19 protein-coding genes are annotated in these 20,064 nt (G+C 62.3%); 13 read left to right on the plus strand and 6 right to left on the minus strand.

The window, feature by feature from the left end; translation table 11 throughout:
- Positions 1 to 35: 35 nt before the first annotated feature.
- Together TMS3_RS22240 and nhaD are read right to left on the minus strand one after the other, a co-directional pair.
- Entirely contained in the window at positions 36 to 632 is a 597-nt protein-coding gene (locus tag TMS3_RS22240) for a cysteine hydrolase family protein (RefSeq protein WP_025167505.1), read from the minus strand.
- Between the two features lie 328 nt (positions 633 to 960).
- Positions 961 to 2,250: a sodium:proton antiporter NhaD gene (nhaD, locus tag TMS3_RS22245; RefSeq protein ID WP_025167506.1), complete on the minus strand. Its 1,290-nt coding sequence runs from the start codon at positions 2,248 to 2,250 to the stop codon at positions 961 to 963.
- 176 nt (positions 2,251 to 2,426) lie between these two features.
- On the opposite strand from nhaD, the gene prmB reads away from it, so the two are divergent.
- Entirely contained in the window at positions 2,427 to 3,359 is a 933-nt protein-coding gene (gene prmB, locus TMS3_RS22250) for a 50S ribosomal protein L3 N(5)-glutamine methyltransferase (RefSeq protein WP_025167507.1), read from the plus strand.
- Between the two features lie 130 nt (positions 3,360 to 3,489).
- Here the strand turns inward: prmB and TMS3_RS22255 are convergent, their stop codons facing one another.
- Both TMS3_RS22255 and TMS3_RS22260 read right to left on the minus strand, forming a co-directional pair.
- Positions 3,490 to 4,275 carry a hypothetical protein gene (locus TMS3_RS22255; RefSeq protein WP_025167508.1) on the minus strand — a complete coding sequence of 262 codons (786 nt, stop codon included), beginning with the start codon at positions 4,273 to 4,275 and terminating at the stop codon, positions 3,490 to 3,492.
- A 64-nt stretch (positions 4,276 to 4,339) separates the two neighbouring features.
- Complete coding sequence (locus tag TMS3_RS22260; protein ID WP_025167509.1) at positions 4,340 to 5,317, minus strand: alpha/beta hydrolase; 978 nt, start codon at positions 5,315 to 5,317, stop codon at positions 4,340 to 4,342.
- Between the two features lie 175 nt (positions 5,318 to 5,492).
- On the opposite strand from TMS3_RS22260, the gene aroC reads away from it, so the two are divergent.
- The 7 genes from aroC (at position 5,493) to TMS3_RS22295 (ending at position 10,671) form a co-directional block, all read left to right on the plus strand.
- A complete protein-coding gene (gene aroC / locus TMS3_RS22265) occupies positions 5,493 to 6,584 on the plus strand; it encodes a chorismate synthase (RefSeq protein ID WP_025167510.1) in 1,092 nt (363 codons plus the stop codon).
- A gap of 20 nt (positions 6,585 to 6,604) precedes the next feature.
- Positions 6,605 to 7,756 (plus strand): MFS transporter, encoded by a 1,152-nt coding sequence (locus tag TMS3_RS22270; protein ID WP_025167511.1) that lies wholly within the window; start codon positions 6,605 to 6,607, stop codon positions 7,754 to 7,756.
- The gene (locus tag TMS3_RS22275; protein WP_025167512.1) at positions 7,753 to 8,373 is read left to right on the plus strand and encodes a methylthioribulose 1-phosphate dehydratase; all 621 of its coding nucleotides are present in this window, start codon (positions 7,753 to 7,755) and stop codon (positions 8,371 to 8,373) included. Before TMS3_RS22270 ends, TMS3_RS22275 begins: the two co-directional genes overlap by 4 nt.
- 120 nt (positions 8,374 to 8,493) lie before the next feature.
- Entirely contained in the window at positions 8,494 to 9,039 is a 546-nt protein-coding gene (locus TMS3_RS22280; protein ID WP_025167513.1) for a 1,2-dihydroxy-3-keto-5-methylthiopentene dioxygenase, read from the plus strand.
- 83 nt (positions 9,040 to 9,122) lie between these two features.
- Complete coding sequence (mtnC, locus tag TMS3_RS22285) at positions 9,123 to 9,806, plus strand: acireductone synthase (RefSeq protein ID WP_025167514.1); 684 nt, start codon at positions 9,123 to 9,125, stop codon at positions 9,804 to 9,806.
- Positions 9,807 to 9,912: 106 nt separating this feature from the next.
- Positions 9,913 to 10,104, plus strand: coding sequence for a PLD nuclease N-terminal domain-containing protein (locus TMS3_RS22290; RefSeq protein ID WP_025167515.1), 192 nt, complete (start codon positions 9,913 to 9,915; stop codon positions 10,102 to 10,104).
- 3 nt (positions 10,105 to 10,107) lie between these two features.
- On the plus strand, positions 10,108 to 10,671 hold the full coding sequence (locus TMS3_RS22295) for a histidine phosphatase family protein (RefSeq protein ID WP_025167516.1): 564 nt from the start codon (positions 10,108 to 10,110) through the stop codon (positions 10,669 to 10,671).
- A 76-nt stretch (positions 10,672 to 10,747) separates the two neighbouring features.
- On the opposite strand, the gene TMS3_RS22300 is transcribed toward TMS3_RS22295, so the two are convergent.
- Complete coding sequence (locus TMS3_RS22300) at positions 10,748 to 11,245, minus strand: methylated-DNA--[protein]-cysteine S-methyltransferase (protein ID WP_025167517.1); 498 nt, start codon at positions 11,243 to 11,245, stop codon at positions 10,748 to 10,750.
- Positions 11,246 to 11,249: 4 nt separating this feature from the next.
- Positions 11,250 to 12,134 (minus strand): DNA-3-methyladenine glycosylase family protein, encoded by an 885-nt coding sequence (locus tag TMS3_RS22305; protein ID WP_025167518.1) that lies wholly within the window; start codon positions 12,132 to 12,134, stop codon positions 11,250 to 11,252.
- Positions 12,135 to 12,320: 186 nt separating this feature from the next.
- Here TMS3_RS22305 and speE point away from each other — a divergent pair, with 186 nt between their 5' ends.
- The 5 genes from speE (at position 12,321) to TMS3_RS22330 (ending at position 19,998) form a co-directional block, all read left to right on the plus strand.
- The gene (gene speE / locus TMS3_RS22310) at positions 12,321 to 13,181 is read left to right on the plus strand and encodes a polyamine aminopropyltransferase (protein WP_025167519.1); all 861 of its coding nucleotides are present in this window, start codon (positions 12,321 to 12,323) and stop codon (positions 13,179 to 13,181) included.
- Positions 13,182 to 13,442: 261 nt separating this feature from the next.
- Positions 13,443 to 14,309 (plus strand): SMP-30/gluconolactonase/LRE family protein, encoded by an 867-nt coding sequence (locus tag TMS3_RS22315; RefSeq protein WP_025167520.1) that lies wholly within the window; start codon positions 13,443 to 13,445, stop codon positions 14,307 to 14,309.
- A gap of 5 nt (positions 14,310 to 14,314) precedes the next feature.
- Positions 14,315 to 16,402 carry an LTA synthase family protein gene (locus TMS3_RS22320; protein ID WP_025167521.1) on the plus strand — a complete coding sequence of 696 codons (2,088 nt, stop codon included), beginning with the start codon at positions 14,315 to 14,317 and terminating at the stop codon, positions 16,400 to 16,402.
- A gap of 324 nt (positions 16,403 to 16,726) precedes the next feature.
- Positions 16,727 to 18,097 (plus strand): pyridoxal-phosphate dependent enzyme, encoded by a 1,371-nt coding sequence (locus TMS3_RS22325; RefSeq protein WP_025167522.1) that lies wholly within the window; start codon positions 16,727 to 16,729, stop codon positions 18,095 to 18,097.
- Positions 18,098 to 18,840: 743 nt separating this feature from the next.
- Entirely contained in the window at positions 18,841 to 19,998 is a 1,158-nt protein-coding gene (locus TMS3_RS22330; RefSeq protein WP_025167523.1) for a trans-sulfuration enzyme family protein, read from the plus strand.
- Positions 19,999 to 20,064: the final 66 nt, after the last annotated feature.

Raw genomic sequence — 20,064 nt, forward strand, 5'->3', positions numbered from 1 at the left:
ATGTGACCTCGCCCGCGTTTCAGCCGCTGTATGCCTTAGACCAAGGCGCTGGCTTGCGGTACCAAGGCGGCAAAATTGTCGGCCAAGGCGATCATCTCGGCGCGATGCATCTCGGCCGCGCTGATCACCTTGCCATCCGGAGTTGGCAAGTCGCGGGTGGCGCAGGCAGAGTCGACCAGGGTGCAACGGTAACCGTAATCCTTGCTGGCGCGCACTGTGGTGCTGATGCTGGAGTGGGTCATGAAGCCGCAGACAATCAGGTCCAGATGGCCGAGTGCTTGCAAACGCTCATGCAGGTCGGTGCCGGCGAAGGCATTTGGTAGGCGTTTCTCCACGACGATCTCGCCGGGCAGCGGTGCAACCTCGGGTAGGTGATGGCCGCGTGGGCCGCGTGGATCGAGCAGGCCATCGGGAATTCCCAGGTGCTTGACGTGGATGATCGAGGCGCCCATGCCCCGTGCGGCAGTCAAGAGTTTGCTGATTTCCGCGAGAGCTGCCTCCAGCCCCGGTAATTGCAGAACACCACTGCGGTATTCCTCCTGTGCATCGATGATCAACAGGGTCGCATTGCTCAGGCTGGCCGGCGCATGGCTGCGGCCAGTGAGTTGAAACAGGGTTTGCGGATAGGACATGGGAGGACTCCTCGCTGGCGCGGACTACTGCGCCTATTGTCCGCCTGTACAGCGCTGCTGTGAACCTCTTCGAGCAGTCGACTTGCGACCGACCGATGGTGCACGCAGAATCGAACCACTCCAGAAACGCTGGAGTCGTATGGCAAAAGGAGTTGCTTATGTACCTGATATCGCAGTTTTCCGCGCATTTCTGGCTATTGTTTTCCTTGGCGGTGTCCATCGCAGTGATTCGCGAGCTCAGGCGCAACCGCCCCGAGCCATCCTGGCGGACGGCTCGGCGGAAAAAATAAGTCGGGTGCGTGCCCAGCAGAATGCTGGGCAGCGGGCCTTAATAGAGGCCGAATACCTGAAATTGCAGGTACCAGACCCCCAGCGAACCGAAGAAGTTGACCAGGATGGCCGGCAGGAATTTCAGGTGCACGCCGAAGCTGTAGGTCTTGTCCAGCGACATGGCCATGACCCCGGCTGCCGAGCCGACCACGGTCAGCGAGCCACCGATACCCACCATCAACGCGTTGAGTGCCCACTGATCCAGACCCAGTTCGGGGTTGGACATCAGTGCGGCGGCTTCCACCGGTACGTTATCCATTACCCCGGAGGCGACACCTAGGATCATGTTGACGGCGGTTGGGCTCATCAACTCGAACAGCTGTGAGATGTAGGTCAGCCAGCCCACATGGTTAAGGGCGGAAACCGCGGTGATGATGCCGATAAAGAACAACAGGGCGTTCCATTCGACCTTCTGCAGCTGATCCTGCCAGGGTAGCTCGATGCCGCGATGCATCAGCAGCCAGGCATACAGGGCCACCATGCCCAGGGCGATGCCGATGGCGAACTCGATGCTGACTTTCAGCAGGATGTTGCACAGTACCGCGGCGACTATGGACACGAAACCGACGATGGCCAGGCCGGCGCCCCCCGGTTTCAGGGCGGTTTCCGATTGATCCGCCAGGTGGATCAGGTTCTGCCCGTCGAGCTTGCGTAGGTAGAACAGGTGCAGGGTGGCGGCAAACAGCAGCCAGCCGATCAGCGCCGAAGGAATCAGCAGCAGCAGCCCGGCGATGCTGATTTTGCCCGCGAGCACCACCATCAGGCTGGTCGAGGTGCCGAGGAACCAGACGCCGCTGTTGGACGCCACCACGATATTGCACAGCGCCACATGGGTGTAGCGTGGATGGGTGGAGATGCTTTTCACCGTCTTGCCGAAAATCATCGCCGTGGTGATGTTGTTGAGGAAGGGTGAAAGCAGTGCCGACAGTGCGCCTGTGGCCCAGAACATGCCTTTGGCGCCCAGGCCTTTGCGCATCAGGTAGCCGTTCAGGGCGGTGAACACATTTCGCTCATTGAGCAACTCCACAATCATCCACATGAACGCCATGAAGGCGATCAGGCCGAACAGTTCTTCCTTGGTCTCACTCTGGGCGTGGAGGAAATACTGGAAGCCGTTGGGGTCGGTGAGGGCGTAGTGGGCACCAATTACGATCAAGCCGGACATCATGAACATGGCCGGCTTGAATTTATCCATCTCTAATTGTGCTTCAAAAACGATAAGCGTCATTCCAATTAGGAATATCGCCAGCACGAGCAAGCCCGTGAGCGAGAAGGGTTCTATGACCATTACTGGGGGTCTCTAAACAAAGGGATAGGAAGGGTTATGAAATCGTTGCAAATTATATCGGTGCGCCAGACGCTTTGGCAGCGGTACTTTCGTGCCGAGGCGGCGTTTTAGTTCGGCAATGCGTCGCTTGCCGACGCTTCGGTTAAAATGGCCCACCCTTTGACCGGAGAGACCCTGTGACTGCCGCTACCCCCGCCACCCAAACCCGTCTGCGCACTCTGCGCGATTACATTCGTTGGGCGGTCAGCCGCTTTCATAACGAAGGGCTGTTTTTCGGTCACGGCACAGACAATGCTTGGGATGAGGCGCGGCAGCTGGTGCTCGGCGCGCTGCATTTGCCTTGGGAAATTGCCGACAGTTACCTCGATTGCCGCCTGGAAGATGCTGAGCATGCCCAACTGCATGCTTTGCTTGAGCGGCGCATCAACGAGCGCGTACCCACCGCCTACCTGCTGGGTGAGGCCTGGTTCTGTGATCTGCCGTTTCTGGTGGATGAGCGCGTGCTGATTCCCCGTTCACCAATTGCCGAGCAGATCACCCGGCACTTCGAGCCCTGGCTGGCGCAGGAACCGGCACGCATACTCGACCTGTGTACCGGCTCCGGCTGTATTGGCATCGCCTGTGCCTATGAGTTTCCCGAGGCCGAAGTGGTGTTGGGCGACTTGTCGTTCGAGGCGCTGGAAGTCGCCAACCAGAATATCGAGCGGCACGCTCTGGAGGATCGCGTCTACACGGTGCAGGGCGATGGCTTCGCCGGCTTGCCGGGCCAGCGTTTCGATCTGATCGTATCCAACCCGCCTTACGTCGATGCCGAGGACTTTGCCGATATGCCGGCGGAGTATCAGCACGAACCAGCCCTGGGCTTGGCCTGCGGCAACGATGGCCTGGACCTGGTGCGGCGGATGTTGGCCGAGGCGGCTGATCATCTGACGGAGAAGGGCACGCTGATCGTCGAGGTGGGCAACAGTCAGGTGCATGTCGAGGCGCTGTACCCGGAAGTGGATTTCACCTGGCTGGAGTTCGAACGTGGCGGTCACGGCGTGTTCCTGCTGGCGGCTCAGCAGTGCCGTGAACATCAGCAGCTGTTTCGCGAGCGCCTTAACGGTTGAAGCGCCCTTTGCGAGCCCAGTAGGAGCCGTATGGCTCGCTGGGTTTCGGCAAAAAACGCCTCTACCCAGCCTACTTGGGGGCGGCGCCAATGAACCAGTAAAGGCTCGCGGTGCAGGTTCCGGCGTTCGTCTAGCGCGTCGCCATCCAGATCAGCAATCCTGTCTGAAACAGGCAGAAGGCGATCAGGCAACTGATGGTGAAGCGCAGGCTGCCGTCTTCTCGTCTGAAACGTGCAATGCGCTCTTCCAGCTTGCGGATGCTCACGTCTTGTTCGTGCAGGTTCTGATCGGCCTGCTGCAGCATGGCCGCGGCATTGAGCAGGTCGATGACCTGCACCTTCTCGGCAGACCAGTCGTTGAGCAGATCGCTCACCCGTGCGGCGCTGTAACGTGCTTTCAGTAGCAGCGGGTCCAGATACTCGACGACGAAGCCCTGGGCTTCTAGGCAATGGTCGCGGCGTACACGCAGGTCCTCGCTCAATGCGTCCTTGGCTGGCAGCGCTGCGCCTTCCACTTGATAGTCGGGGCAGTGTTGCTTGGCCCAGTCGATGCCTTGAGCCAGCAAGAAGCGCCCCAGGCCGCGATTGCCCGGCTCGATGTGCAAGCCTTTTTCCGGGCCGAAGCGGGCCTCCTTATGGCGCCGGTCGATCCACACCTCAAGCACGTTGTGCTGCTTGTGCGTGCGTTGCTCGGGCAGCTGTAGGGTCAGGCGCAGCAGGCTTTGTTCCTTGCTGTGACGCTCCACTTGACCTAGCTGCACGAAGCGCAATGGTCGGGCTCCGGTGTGACGATCGGTCGGCAATGGTGCCAGTCGCAGCAGGCGAAAGCTCTCTGGATCCAGGGCGGCCCAGGGGTGGGATTTTTCAACCGCCGTAGGGACAGCGTTGTCGGCTTGTGGGGTGTCGGTATCGGTCATGAGTGGCGGTCCTGTGCGCACGACCAGTGCTCGCTTCGCACTGGCATTGAGAGTATCGGCCGATTTAACTGTGACTGGAGGTCGCGACAGGCTTGGTGCGTTGAATAAAGCTGACGATCTGCTCGGTCAGCACCCGCGCCAGGGGCTGCCGAGGGTTGTCGTAGGAGGCCAGCTGCGCCTTTAAATCCAGGGGCACGATGCGCAGCACATGGTTCATGCCCTCGATCAGCGCCAGTTCGGCGTCGCCTTTGACGGCTTGGAGTCGTTGGGCATCCGCCACGTCGACCTGGATGTCGTGACTGCCCTGGACGATCAGCGTCGGCATCTTCAAGTGAGCAAAGGCCTCGGCGGGATGTTGGCGGAACAGCGAGATCAGATAAGGCTGCACGCTGGGGCGGAACAGTACCTGCAGCTCATCGGCCACCTGCTCGGTTTGTTGCCCGGCCACCAGCGCGTCGAGCAGCGCGTTGCTTTGCGCCAGCAACTTGGGCGGCAAGCGGTAATGCAGCTGCTCGCGCAGTACCTGGTCGATCGGGCGTGAACTGCCAGCCAGTGAAATCAGGGCATCGGCGCCGGCTTCTGGCGCGGCCTGGCTGGCGATCAGGGCGCCCTCGCTATGGCCGATCAGAATCAGCCGACTGAATTGACTGTCGGTCTTGAGCAGGCGGCCCCAGGCCACGGCATCGGCGACATAGCGCTCGACACTTAAATCCCGTTCGTTCGGAGTGGCTGCCCGGCTGGCGGCCACTCCGCGCTTGTCGTAGCGCAGGCTGGCGATGCCCTGTTTGGCCAAGGCTTGTGCCAGGCGTTTGAGGCTGTCGTTATGCCCGCCGCCGGGGTTGTTGCCGTCGCGGTCGGTTGGTCCGGAGCCGGCGATCAGCAGCGCGACGGGCAGCGGCCGATCGCTTTGTGGCAGCAGCAAGGTGCCGTGCAGCGTGCCCTGATCGGTCTGCAGGCTTAGTGGGCGCTGCTCGACGGTGTGTGGCGTGGCGTGGGCCAGGCCGGCAAACAGGGGCAGGATCAACAGAAATACTCGCAGCATGGCGGGGCACTATGGCGGTAGGAACCTGTTGGACGCGGATAACGGCATAAGGTTCGAGGGGTGAACTGGGCGGGCGCCACGGGTATACTCGCGGCCTTCTATTGTGTCGGGGTCTGGCGCGCGCGAGCAAGCGCGGTGGCCGGCTCTGGGCTGAATCTCGCGGAGCCTTGTGCATATGTCCGGCAATACTTACGGCAAGCTGTTCACCGTCACCACTGCTGGCGAAAGCCATGGTCCGGCACTGGTCGCCATCGTTGACGGCTGCCCGCCGGGCCTGGAGCTGACTCTCGAGGACATGCAGCGCGACCTAGACCGGCGCAAGCCAGGCACCAGCCGCCATACCACCCAGCGTCAGGAAGACGATGTGGTGGAAATCCTCTCCGGAGTGTTCGAAGGCAAGACCACCGGATGCGCCATCGGCCTGCTGATCCGCAACACCGACCAGAAGTCCAAGGACTACTCGGCGATCAAGGACCTGTTCCGCCCGGCTCACGCCGACTACAGCTATCACCACAAGTACGGCATCCGCGACTACCGTGGTGGCGGCCGCAGCTCGGCGCGCGAGACCGCCATGCGCGTGGCCGCCGGCGCCATCGCCAAGAAGTACCTGGTCACGCAAGGAATTCAGGTGCGCGGCTACATGAGCCAGCTCGGCCCGATCGAGATTCCGTTCAAGAGCTGGGACAGTGTCGAGCAGAACGCCTTTTTCAGCCCCGATCCGGACAAGGTGCCGGAGCTGGAGGTCTATATGGACCAGCTGCGCCGTGACCAGGATTCGGTCGGCGCGAAGATTACCGTGGTCGCCGAAGGGGTGATGCCGGGCCTCGGCGAGCCGATCTTCGATCGCCTGGATGCCGAGCTGGCCCATGCGTTGATGAGTATCAACGCGGTCAAGGGCGTGGAAATTGGCGCCGGTTTTGCCAGCGTCGCCCAGCGCGGAACCGAGCATCGCGACGAGCTGACGCCTCAGGGCTTCCTGTCGAACAATGCCGGCGGCATCCTCGGCGGCATCTCATCCGGCCAGCCGATCATTGCCCACTTGGCGCTCAAACCGACGTCCAGCATCACCACGCCAGGGCGCTCGATCGACGTCAACGGTCAGCCGGTGGAGATGATAACCAAGGGCCGTCACGACCCCTGCGTGGGCATTCGCGCCACGCCGATCGCCGAAGCGATGATGGCCATGGTGTTGATGGATCATCTGCTACGTCATCGTGGACAGAATGCCGGCGTCAGCGTCGCCACGCCGGTGCTGGGGCAGCTCTGAGGCATGCCGCGGGCCAACTCATGAGCCCCGCCTTGCCCTACTGGCGCCTGTCCGGCTTCTACTTTTTCTACTTCTCCCTGCTCGGCGCCACGGCGCCGTTTCTGGCGCTGTATTTCGATCATCTGGGTTTTTCCGCGGCGCGTATCGGCGAGCTGGTGGCCATCCCCATGCTGATGCGTTGTGTCGCGCCGAACCTGTGGGGCTGGCTGGGTGATTACACGGGCCGGCGCCTGGCCATCGTGCGTTTCGGTGCGGTCTGCACCCTGCTGTGTTTCGCCGGCATTTTCATCAGCCAGAGCTACGCTTGGCTGGCGCTGATCATGGCCCTGCACGCGTTCTTCTGGCACGCGGTGTTGCCGCAGTTCGAGGTCATCACCCTGGCCCACCTGCGCGAGCGAGCCACCCGCTACAGCGAGATCCGCCTGTGGGGCAGCATCGGCTTTATCGTCGCCGTTGTCGGCCTGGGCGAGCTGTTCGAGCGCATCAGCCTGGATGCCTTTCCCTGGGCGCTGGTGCTGATCATGGCCGGCATCGTCATCAGCAGCTGCTGGGTGCCCAATGCCGAGCCGCAGATGCGCCCGAGCGACCCGGCGCTGGGCGGTTTCCTCAAGCAACTGCGGCGCCCCGGAATTCTGGCGTTCTACTGCAGTGTCGGCCTGATGCAGCTGAGCAACGGCCCTTACTACACTTTCCTCACGCTGCACCTGGAGGCGCTGGGTTACGCCCGCGGCCTGATCGGCCAGCTCTGGGCCCTCGGTGTGGTAGCCGAGATCGTGCTGTTCCTGTTCATGGCCCGCCTGCTGGCGCGCTATTCGCTGCGCAGCGTGTTGCTGGCGAGCTTTTTGATCACCGCGCTGCGCTGGCTGCTGCTGGGTAACCTGGCCGATCACCTGGCGGTGCTGCTGTTCGCCCAGTTGATGCACGCGGCGACCTTTGGCAGCTTTCATGCGGCGGCCATCCATTTCGTCCAACGCAGCTTCGCCGACCGCCAGCAAGGCCAGGGCCAGGCGCTGTATGCCACCTTGGCCGGGATAGGCGGCGCGCTCGGTGCGCTTTACTCCGGTTACAGTTGGAACAGCCTGGGGCCAGCCTGGACCTTTGCCATTGCCAGCCTGGTAGCCTTGGCGGCGGCCGTAATCACCGCCATCCGTATGCCTGAGGAGAGGCCATGAGCCTGAGCCGCGAACACCTCGCTCAACAGATCATCGACGCCGGCCGCTTTCTCTATGAGCGTGGTTGGTCGCCGGCCACCAGCAGCAATTATTCGGCGCGTCTGTCGCCCAGCGAGGCGTTGCTGACCGTTTCCGGCAAGCACAAGGGCCAGTTGGGTCTCGATGATGTGCTGGCCACCGATATGCAGGGGCGCAGCCTGGAGGCCGGCAAGAAACCCTCGGCGGAGACCCTGCTGCATACCCAGCTGTACAACTGGAAAGCGGAGATCGGCGCGGTGCTGCACACCCACTCGGTGAATGCCACGGTGCTGTCGCGCCTGAGTCTGAGCGACTCGTTGGTGTTCGCCGACTATGAGCTGCAGAAAGCCTTTGCCGGCATCAGCAGTCACGAGTCCCAGGTCGAGGTGCCGATCTTCGACAATGATCAGGACATCGCCCGTCTGGCGGCCAAGGTGCAGCCCTGGCTGGATCAGCACCCGGACTGCGTGGGCTACCTGATTCGCGGGCACGGTCTGTACACCTGGGGCGCGCAGATGAGCGATGCCCTGCGCCAGATCGAGGCCTTCGAGTTTCTCTTCGAGTGCGAGCTGAAGGTGCGCGCCCTGCACAAGAGCTGATAGGGATTCCCGTAGGCTGGGTAGAGGGGCTTTCTGCCGAAACCCAGCAGGGTCAATGCAACGCTGGGTTTCGCTGCGCTCTACGCCAGCCTACGACACTAAATTGAGAGAGTATTGAACATGAGCAGCCTGAGCGTTTACCACGAGACTTCCCCCGATTTGCCGAACAAGGTACTGACCCACCTCGAGGATATTGCCAGCACCTTGGCCGAGGTCGGTGTGCGCTTCGAGCGTTGGCAAGCCGTGGCGCCGATCGCCCCCGGTGCCAGCCAGGATGAGGTGATCGCCGCTTATCGCCCGCAGATCGACACCCTGATGAGTGAGCGCGGCTATGTCACCGTCGATGTGGTCAGCCTGAGCGACGATCACCCGCAGAAGGCCGAGCTGCGCGCCAAGTTCCTCGACGAGCACCGGCATGCCGAGGACGAGGTGCGCTTCTTCGTCGCGGGCAGTGGTCTGTTCTCCCTGCACATCGACGATTACGTCTATGCGGTGCTGTGCGAGAAGAACGACCTGATCTCGGTGCCGGCTGGTACCCGTCACTGGTTCGACATGGGCGAGCACCCGCATTTCGTGGCGATTCGCCTGTTCAACAATCCCGAAGGTTGGGTCGCTCAGTTCACCGGTGACGATATCGCCAGCCGTTTCCCGCGCCTGGACGACTGACGGTCAGCGTTCCCAGGCTCTGCGTCCACCAAAGGCTCCCAGGCCAGCGCCTGGGTACTGCAACCATCGAGTCGAGAGTGCCCATGCCAGTCAAAGCCATACTCACCGATATCGAAGGCACCACCAGCGCTGTGAGTTTCGTCTTCGAGGTGCTGTTTCCCTTCGCTGCCAAGCATTTGCCTGACTTCGTGCGCAATCACGCCGATGAGCCTCAGGTGGCTGAGCAGCTGGCCGCCGTGCGCGAGGAGAGTGGCGAGGCGAATGCCGATGTGTCGCGGCTGATCGAGATTCTTCTGGGCTGGATCGCCGAGGACCGAAAAGCCACGCCGCTTAAGGCGCTGCAGGGCATGATCTGGGCTGAGGGGTATCACAGCGGCCAGCTCAAGGGGCATGTCTACCCGGATGCGGTCGAAGCGCTGAAGCGCTGGAAGCAGGGCGGTTATGACCTGTACGTCTATTCTTCCGGTTCGATCCAGGCGCAGAAGCTAATTTTCGGCTGCTCGGTGGCCGGCGATCTGACGCCGCTGTTCAGCGGCTATTTCGACACCACTAGCGGGCCCAAGCGTGACGCCCAGTCCTACCGCACCATCACCCAGGCCATCGGTCGCCCGGCGGACGAGATCCTGTTTCTCTCCGATGTCGTCGAGGAGCTGGATGCCGCCGAGCAGGCCGGCATGCAGACCGTCGGCCTGGCGCGTGACGGCGGAGAGCTGGCAGGCCATGAGAGCGTCGTCAGCTTCGCGGTGATTGACCTCAACCGGCTGTGAGCCACGGGGTTTAGCGGCGCAGCTCGATGCGCTAATCGGTCGAGTACTGAACTCTCGGGCGTAACGTCTATCCTACGAGGGCAACCCTTCACACAGGAGTGTCCTCATGGGTTCTACATTGAATGGCCTGCTCGGCCTGATCATTCTGGCGCTGGATATCTGGGCCATCATCAACATCATCAAAAGCAATACCGATACGGCGAAGAAAATTCTCTGGGTGCTGCTGGTGCTGTTCCTGCCTGTAATCGGCCTGATCATCTGGGCGTTGGCCGGGCCGCGGGGCAATGTGAGCCTTTGACCCATGACACGTTCGGCGGCGCTCCTGCTATGCGCCTGGTTGGCCGTGTTGAGCTCCTCCCAGGCCAGTGAAATCGCTGCCTGGGATGCTTTGCGTGAGGGGCGAGCCGTTCTGCTGTTGCGCCATGCCACGGCACCCGGCATGGGTGACCCGGCGAACTTTGACTTAAGCGACTGCAGGACCCAGCGCAACCTCGATCGCCGTGGGCGCGAACAGGCAAGGCGCTGGGGTCGGTTGTTGCGCAGCCAGGGCATCGCCCGTCCTCGACTGCTGAGCAGCCGCTGGTGCCGTGCCCGCGACACCGCAAGGGAGATGGGGCTTGGCGCTGTCGAGCCTTTGCCAGAGCTGGACTCCTTCTATGAGGACCGCTTGCAGGCGGCGGGGCAAACTGCCCAACTGGTCGAGGCAGTCAACGCCTTGATGCCCGGCACGGTCATGCTGCTGGTTTCCCATCAGGTCAATATCACCGCGCTGACCGGCGTCTACCCGGCCTCTGGCGAAGGACTGATTCTGGCCCGGCCGCTGAAGGTGCCGGCGCAGGTGCTGGCGCGTATTCCACCGCCTTGAGAGCAATCGCGCAGAGCGGGGCGCCGGCTAACGGAAGGCCAAGAAAGCCGGTCTGCGTTTTAGGCGGGAATACTGCTTATAGCGCCAGCGAGGCCTGTTTTGGCAACTGTGCGCCCTCCAGCTGCAATAACAGCGCTTTGCGCGTCAGGCCGCCGGCATAGCCGGTCAGGCTACCGTCGCGGCCAATCACCCGGTGACAGGGAATGATCACCGCGATCGGATTGGCGCCATTGGCCGCGCCCACCGCACGCACCGCCTTGGGCCGGGCGATCTGTTCAGCCAGTGCGCTGTAGCAGCGGGTCTGACCAAATGGAATGCCTTGCAGTGCCTGCCACACGGCGCGCTGGAACTCGGTGCCTTGCGGCGCCAGCTGCAGATCGAAGCGTTGCCTACGACCGGCGAAGTACTCATCCAGCTGACGACACACCTGATCCAGCTCGCCATTGGCGAGCTGCCAATCGTTGTCAATCCGCCAGGGTTTACTCTCTATCTCCATCAGCAGTTGCTGCAAACCCTGCGCGTCGCCGCTCAACAGCAAGCGACCGATAGGGCTCTCGTGGTAGCGATAGAACATCGACTCAACCTCCCGAATAGTTGTGCCACAGATGCGCGGCGGCGTAGGCGCGCCAAGGGCGCCAGGCTTCGGCGCGGCTCTTGAGTTGCTTGGCACTGATGCCCTCACTGCCCCACAGCGGCGCTTTCAGCAGGCCCAGGTCACTGGCGGGGAAGGCATCGGCTTCGCCGAAGGCACGCAAGGCGATGTACTCAGCGGTCCAGGGGCCAATGCCGGGCAGCGCGCACAGGCGCTCGATTAAGGCCGCGCTGCCCTGTTGCAGATCCAGACGCAGCTCGCCGCTGGCGACCAGTTCGGCAAAATATTGCAGGGTCTGCACCCGCTTACCCGGCATGCCGATGCCGTCGAGGGTGGCGCCGGCAATCGTCGCGGCACTGGGGAACAAGCGTTCGAGACCGTCGGTGCCTGGCAACAGGGGCTCACCGAGGCGGCTGACCAGGCGGCCGGTGATGGTGACCGCGGCTTTCACCGTGACCTGCTGGCCGACTATCGCCCGCACCGCCTGTTCGAAGGGATCGAAAGCGACCGGCAAACGCAGGCCGGGGTTGCGCGTGACCAGCGGGCCAAGCAGGGGATCGTCGGCCAGGTGTGCGGTAATCCGCTGTGGCTCGGCGTCCAGGTCGAACATCCGCCGCACGCGTTGCTGCAACTCGCTCAGGCAAGGAGCTGCCGAGGCGCTGTAGCGCAGCTCCAGCGCACTCTGCTCGACCAGGGGGCGCACACTGAACCAGCCGCTGATCTCACCCAGGCGAAAGCTGCGGCTGTAGCTTGAGGGCGTGAGACGCTCGACGCTGGGCAGGGCGCGCAGGGCGTAATGACTGTGGAATTGCTGCCAATCCCAGGGGGGCTGGTAGGGCAGGTGCAGGCAGTGTTCGGCGGCTGTATTCATCTCAGGACGATAACTGCAGTCGATGGGCTTGTCAGCGCACAACTGACTTTCAAAGGGCACGGTTCGACCTGTCATGCAGGGCAACATAGAATGCCTAGCTTTATGGACAGGCATTGATAGGCGGGCTCCACGGCTCACATCCATATGCTTCGCCAGCCTTATTTCACCGCATCAGGGGACAGCGTCATGAGCGATTACCAAGAGACTCTGTACACCGGTTACGGCCAGCGCTTTCGCATGGACAAGCTGCTGCATGAGGTACGTACCGAGCACCAGCATCTGGTGATTTTCGAGAACCCGCGCATGGGCCGCGTGATGGCCCTGGACGGTGTGATCCAGACCACCGAGGCCGACGAGTTCATCTACCACGAGATGCTCACCCACGTGCCGATCCTCGCTCACGGCCTGGCCAAGCGCGTGCTGATCATCGGCGGCGGCGACGGCGGCATGTTGCGCGAGGTGTGCAAACATGACGGCGTCGAGCACATCACCATGGTCGAGATCGACGGCACCGTGGTCGAGATGTGCAAGGAATTCCTGCCCAATCACTCCAAGGGCAGCTTCGATGATCAGCGCCTGAACCTGGTGATCGACGATGGCATGCGCTTCGTCGCCACCTGCGCAGACAAGTTCGACGTGATCATCTCCGACTCCACCGACCCGATTGGCCCCGGTGAAGTATTGTTCTCCGAGAATTTCTACCAGGCTTGCCGCCGCTGCCTGAATGACGGGGGCATCCTGGTGACCCAGAACGGCACACCGTTCATGCAGTTGTCCGAAGTGCAAACCACCGCCGGGCGCATGCATGGTCTGTTCGCTGATTGGCACTTCTACATGGCAGCGGTGCCGACCTATATCGGTGGCAGCATGACCTTCGCCTGGGGCAGCACCAACAGCGACTACCGCAAACTGCCGCTGGACACCCTGCGCCAACGCTTCGCCGGCAGTGGCATCGTCACCCGTTACTACAACCCGGAGATCCACATCGGCGCCTTCGCCCTGCCGCAATATGTGTTGCAGGCGATCAACAAACCTAGCAACGACTAAGCCGCCGAATGCATGAAAAAGGACCTGCGGGTCCTTTTTCATGCTCTCAAGCAAAAGCTTCGCGGCCCAGGCCGCTCCCACAAGAGCTGCGAAGAGTCTGGCCCTGTGGGAGCAGTCTTGACTGCGAAAGTCTCGATTAACCCGCCGGAAGTTGGTCCTAACCCAGGATCTGCTTGCTAGAGCCTTCTCGACAGAATTTTCACATCGCATTTAGCACACTCACTCCACTCTTTTATCAAGTTGTGTGGAGTAGCTGTGTTTATGTCGATGCAACTGCGTCAGAAGTACCTACGTTGGCTGATGCTCGTGCTCGGCATCTCGCTCGTGCCGGCAATTGGATACCCTGCCTGGCGCCACTTATATCCAGTGGCGGCCTCTCAGGGTTGGGGCTATCAAGTCTTTCACGCCGACATTCCCAAGGTCAGTGCGCTGGTGCAGGACGAGCAGGGCGCGCTGTTCATCAGCCAGGAGCTCTCCGGCGGCAAGGGCAGCATTCTCAAGCGTGAGAGCGATGGCAGTCTCACCACCATGTTGAGCGGTCTGTCGAAGCCCGATGGTTTGGCCCTGTATGGCGGCGGCGTGGCAGTAGGGCAGGAAGGTGGGAAATTTCCCGTACTGTTGTTGCGGGGCAATCAGACTGAACCCTTGTTTGGGGCCGACGACGTCGAGAGCCTGGCCAGTGACGGGCACTTCTTGTATGCCATCGAGGACAAGAAGCTCGGCCGTCTGCTGCGCTTCGACCCGCTTAGCGGCGAGGTTGTGACCCTGCGTGACGGTCTGGATGAAGGCGAAGCCATCACCGCCTGCGCCGACGGCCGGTTGTTCTATACCGAGAAGAGCAAAGGCTGGGTCAAACAGTGGCAAGCCAGCGGCGAGGACACCCTGGTGCAGGCTGGCCTCAACGCGCCAGGCTTTTTGCTGTGCAGCGCCGACGGCCTGTGGATCACCGAAGATGCCACGCACATGGCCCGTGTGCTGCTACTGGACCCAGAGGGACAGTTGCAGGTCATCCTCGATCACATGCGTTCCGTGCAAACCATCATCGCTTCGACTCCGGGCAACTACCTGGTGGCCGAGCAAGGCCGTGATCGCATTCTCGAACTCACTCGTCTACCCAGCGGATCTTGAACCAAATGGCCCATACGGATGCCCTGAGTAACTCGTCGTCCTCATCGCGTTTGTCTCACCCGAGCATTAGCAGCCACCTGACCTTCACCGCATTGAGCGCAGCGGCTTTGCTGCTGCTCTATGCGTTGTTGCGCGTCGCCTTGCTGGTCTACAACCGCGAACTGATCGGCGCCACGCCGGCGGCGACCTTTGTCGAGGCCTTTTACAACGGTTTGCGCTTCGACCTGCGTCTGGTGGTCTACGCCTGCGTGCCGCTGTTGCTGTCCTTGCTCAGCGTGCGCGCCATGGCCGCGCGGGGGCTGCAGCGCATCTGGCTGGCCGGGTTCGCCAGCATCACCCTGTTCCTAGGCATCACCGAACTGGACTTCTATCACGAGTTCCACCAGCGCCTGAACAGTCTGGTATTCCAGTACTTTCAGGAGGACACCCAGACCGTATTGAGCATGCTGTGGAACGGTTTCCCGGTTGGCCGTTATCTGCTGGCCTGGGTGATCGCTACCTGGCTGCTGGCCAAGCTGTTCAAGGGCCTGGATCTGCTCAGCCGGCCACCTGTGCAAGCAACCAAATCGACTAGCTCGCGTGCGCCGGCCTGGTACTGGCGCGGCAGCGTCTTCGTGCTGTGCTTGCTGGTGGCGGTGATCGCCGCTCGCGGTCATTTGCGCCAAGGCCCGCCGTTGCGTTGGGGCGATGCCTACACCACCGATTCGATGTTCGCCAACCAGCTCGGCTTGAACGGCACCCTGACCCTGGCCTCGGCCGCCATGGCCAGCTTCTCCTCGCACCGCGACAACGCCTGGAAATCGACCATGGCCGACGAGCAGGCGCTAAAAGCCGTGCGCAAGCTGCTGCTGACGCCGAACGATCAACTGGTCGATGCTGACACCGCCGCGATTCGCCGCGACTTCACCCCACCGGCCGACGGCACCTTGCCGATCCGCAACGTGGTGGTGATCCTCATGGAAAGCTTCGCCGGCCACTTCGTGGGTGCGTTGGGCTCCCCAAGCAATATCACGCCGAACTTCGACAAATTGGCCAGCGAGGGTCTGCTGTTCGACCGCTTCTTCTCCAACGGCACCCATACTCACCAGGGCATGTTCGCCACCATGGCCTGCTTCCCCAACCTGCCGAGCTTCGAGTACCTGATGCGCACACCTGAGGGCGCGCACCAGTTCTCGGGTTTGCCGCAGCTGCTCAGCGCCCGTGATTACGACAACCTGTACGTCTACAACGGCAACTTTCAGTGGGACAACCAGTCCGGCTTCTTCAGCAACCAGGGCATGACTAATTTCATCGGCCGCGAAGACTTCGTCGACCCGGTGTTCATGGACCCGACCTGGGGCGTGTCCGATCAGGATATGTTCGACCGGGGCGCCGCCGAGCTGGCGCAAAACTACGGCGACAAGCCGTTCTATGCCCTGCTGCAAACCCTGTCCAACCACACGCCCTATGCACTGCCGGCCAAGCTGCCGGTCGAGCCTGTCAGCGGCTACGGCAGCTGGGATGAGCACCTCACCGCCATGCGTTACGCCGATTGGGCGCTCGGCCAGTTCTTCGAGAAGGCCCGCAAGGCGCCGTATTTCAAGGACACCCTGTTTGTCGTGGTCGGTGACCATGGTTTCGGCAGCGATGAACAGTTGACCGAAATGGACCTGTTTCGCTTCAACGTGCCGCTGCTGCTGATCGCCCCGGGTATTCAGGAGAAGTTCGGTAGCATCAGCCATACCGTCGGCACCCAGATCGACATTGTGCCGACCATCATGGGCCGTCTCGGCGGGCAGGTGCGTCACCAGTGCTGGGGCCGCGACCTGCTCAACCTGCCGGCCGGAGATCAGGGCATCGGTGTGATCAAGCCGTCCGGCGGCGACCAGACCGTCGCCATCGTCACCCCCGAGCGCATCCTGATTCAGCCCAAGGACTTCGAACCGCGCTTGTATAGCTACCAGCTCGGCGCGCATCCGCAAGCCGAGCGAGTACCCGGAGACATCGATCCCGAGTTGCAACAGGACCTCGAAGCCTTTTTGCAGACGGCCACCAAGAGCCTGCTGGATAACACCGCCGGAGTCACGGATGGCATATCGGGCAGGGCGGAATAAGGCCGTTCCCAGCTGAAGTTGAACGACGGGGCGTGACGCCTCGATCTGCGCCCCTTGCCATGCGTGGTAAGGGGGCGCGGGCTACAGTTCATGAGCTCGTCAGCGCTGCCGCTGCCGCGCTGGGTTACACGGCATTCCGTTACCTGGGTGCTCAGCCTCTCTCGGGACAGACTGGCACCGCACGTCCAGGGAACCACTTCTCGGCTGGCCCTGGGGCGGTGAGCTGCCTATAACTAAGGCATGGCCGATCGGCCGTCGCCTGCACCTCGGCCCTTATGCCGAACGCGCCAACGCCACGACGTATCGGCTGCTCTGAAGAGGGCCATGCCGATGTCTACCAACCCACTGCTCGAGATGATCGGCAATACGCCGATACTGCCGCTCAGCCACCTGGATAGCGGCCCCTGCCAGTTGTTCGTCAAGCTGGAGAATCAGAACCCCGGCGGCTCGATCAAGGACCGCATCGCCTTGACCATGGTCGAGGCCGCGGAACGCAGTGGCGAGCTGAAGCCGGGTGGCACCATCATCGAAGCCACCGCCGGCAATACCGGCCTGGGCCTGGCCCTGGTAGCTGCGCAGAAGGGCTATCGCATGCTGCTGGTGGTGCCGGACAAGATGAGTCGCGAGAAAATCTTCCACCTCAAGGCCCTGGGCGCCGAAGTCCGTCTGACCCGCTCCGATGTCGGCAAGGGCCACCCCGAGTACTACCAGGATCTGGCGCGCAGCATTGCCGAACAGATGCCGGATGCCTTCTACATCGACCAGTTCAACAACCGTGCCAATGCCTGGGCGCATGAAAGCGGCACCGGCCCGGAAATCTGGCAACAGCTCGAACAGCGGGTGGATGCCGTGGTGGTCGGCGTGGGCTCGGGTGGCACCCTTGGCGGCCTGACCCATTTTTTTCAGCGGGTGGCGCCCCAGGTCGAGATGGTTCTGGCCGACCCGCAAGGCTCGGTGTTGGCCGACTACGTGGAGACCGGCCACTTCGGCGAGGCCGGCAGCTGGCTGGTCGAGGGCATCGGCGAAGATTTCGTGCCGGCCATCGCCGACTTTTCTCTGGTCAAGCGGGCCTACCGCATCCCTGATGCCGAAAGCCTGCACACCGCGCGCCTGTTGCTGCAGCAGGAGGGGGTGCTGGCCGGCTCCTCGTCCGGCACCCTGGTGGCCGCCGCGTTGCGCTACTGCCGTGAGCAAACCACGCCCAAACGTGTACTGACCTTCATCTGTGACAGCGGCAATAAGTACCTGTCGAAGATGTTCAACGACTACTGGATGATCGACCAGGGGCTGATCGAGCGACCCCAGGCAGGCAACCTGCGCGACCTGATCGCGCGCCGATACGACGAGGGCACCACCGTCACCTGCAAGCCCGAGGAAACCCTGGCAGCGGTGTATGGGCGCATGCGTTTTCATGACATCGATCAGGTGCCGGTGATGGACGGCGACCGGGTGGTCGGCCTGATCGATGAATGGGATCTGTTGCGCGCGGTGAAGGATGCCCCGGAGCATTTCCAGCTGCCGGTCAGCAAGGCGATGGTCACCCATTTGCAGACCCTGGACCCGGATGTGCCGCTGGACCGCCTGTTACAAACCTTCGATGCCGGCCACGTCGCACTGATCGTCGAACAGGGTCGTTTCCTCGGCCTGATCACCAAGAGCGATGTACTCAACCTCTGGCGCCGCACCCTGCGTTAAGGGCAGAGTTCCCATACCGGTGAGGCGCCGTGGATAAACCCTGTAGGAGCCAGCTTGCTGGCGATCATTGGCGGCCTTGGCGGATCGTCAGCAAGCTGACTCCTACTCACCCTGCGGAGCGTAGGATGGGTTGAGCGCAGCGATACCCATGCGCCGTGGCCTGAACGTGACGCCGGGATGGATAGCGAATCGATGGGTAACGCCGCTGGGCGACTAACCCATCCTACGAACTAGAAGGCAGACGGCGTCGCAGATACAACCCTGTAGGAGCCAGCTTGCTGGCGATCATTAGCGGCCTTGGCGGATCGCCAGCAAGCTGACTCCTACTCACCCGGCGGCGCGTAGGATGGGTTGAGCGCAGCGATACCCATGCGCCGTGGCCTGCACGTGACGCAGGGATGGATAGCGAATCGATGGGTAACGCCGCTGCGTGACTAACCCATCCTACGAACTAGAAGGCAGACGGCACCGCAGATACAACCCTGTAGGAGCCAGCTTGCTGGCGATCATTAGCGGCTTGGCGGATCGTCAGCAAGCTGACTCCTACTCACCCGGCGGCGCGTAGGATGGGTTGAGCGCAGCGATACCCATGCGCCGTGGCCTGAACGTGAAGCCGGGATGGATAGCGAATCGATGAATAGCACCACTGGACGACCCATCAACAGTCACCGGGGATCGCCAGCAAGCTGGCTCCTACACGCAGGTCATGTCAGCTGGCGATCCAATTACCTAATGGAGGCAGCATGAGCGAATTCGAGACCCTGACCGTGCACGCCGGCTATGAGCCGGACTGGACCGGCGCGGTGATGCCGCCGATCTACGCCACCTCGACCTTTCGCCAGCAGTCACCGGGGGTGCATGCCGGTTACGAATACGGGCGCAGCCAGAACCCCACGCGCCAGGCCCTGGAGCGCGCTATCGCGGAGCTCGAGGGTGGCACCCAGGGCTATGCTTTTTCCTCCGGCCTGGCGGCCTGTGCCACAGTGGTGGATCTGCTGCCGGCCAACAGCCACATAGTCGCGGTGGATGACCTGTATGGCGGCACCTATCGTCTGTTCGAGCGGGTGCGCAAGCCAAGCGCGGGTCTGCAAATCAGCTATGTGCCGGCCGACGCCGATGCTGCAACCCTGGCCGCTGCACTCAGGCCCGAGACCCGGATGATCTGGGTCGAGACGCCGACTAATCCCACGCTCAAACTCTGCGACCTGGCTCAGGTCGGCCAACTGGGGAGGGCGCGCGACATCCTCACGGTGGCCGACAACACCTTCGCCTCACCTTACCTGCAACGGCCGCTGGAGCACGGCTTCGACATCGTCGTGCACTCGGCCACCAAGTACCTCAACGGCCACTCCGACGTGATCGCCGGGCTGGTGGCAGTGGCCGACAGGCCGGAGCTGGCCGAGCAACTGGCGTTTTTGCACAACTCGGTGGGCAGCATTCTCGATCCGTTCTCCAGCTTTCTCTGCCTGCGCGGCATGCGCACCCTGGCGCTGCGCCTGCAACGGCATGTCGACAATGCCACTGAGCTGGCCACCTGGCTGGAGCAGCAGCCCCAGGTGGCGTCGGTGCTCTATCCCGGCCTGCCCAGCCACCCGCAGCATGGGCTGGCAGCGCGACAGATGAGTGGCTTCGGCGGTCTGATCACTATCTACCTGGCCACCGATGCCGAAGGCACCCGGCGTTTTCTTGAGGCCACTCAACTGTTCACCCTGGCCGAGAGCCTGGGCGGGGTGGAAAGCCTGATCAGCCAACCGGCGAAGATGACCCACGCCTCGATCCCCGCCGAGCGCCGTGCGCAGATCGGCATCAGCGACAACCTGGTGCGGCTTTCGGTGGGCATCGAACATGTCGACGACCTGCGCCGCGATCTGCAGCAGGCGCTAGCAGCGATGACGGAGTAGGGCTGTTGGTGTGCGGGGCGTGCTGTCGATCAGAGCAACGAATGTGCCCACTTCAATTGCGCGAAC

It is taken from the genome of Pseudomonas taeanensis MS-3 (assembly GCF_000498575.2).
Classification (GTDB): Bacteria; Pseudomonadota; Gammaproteobacteria; order Pseudomonadales; family Pseudomonadaceae; genus Aquipseudomonas; species Aquipseudomonas taeanensis.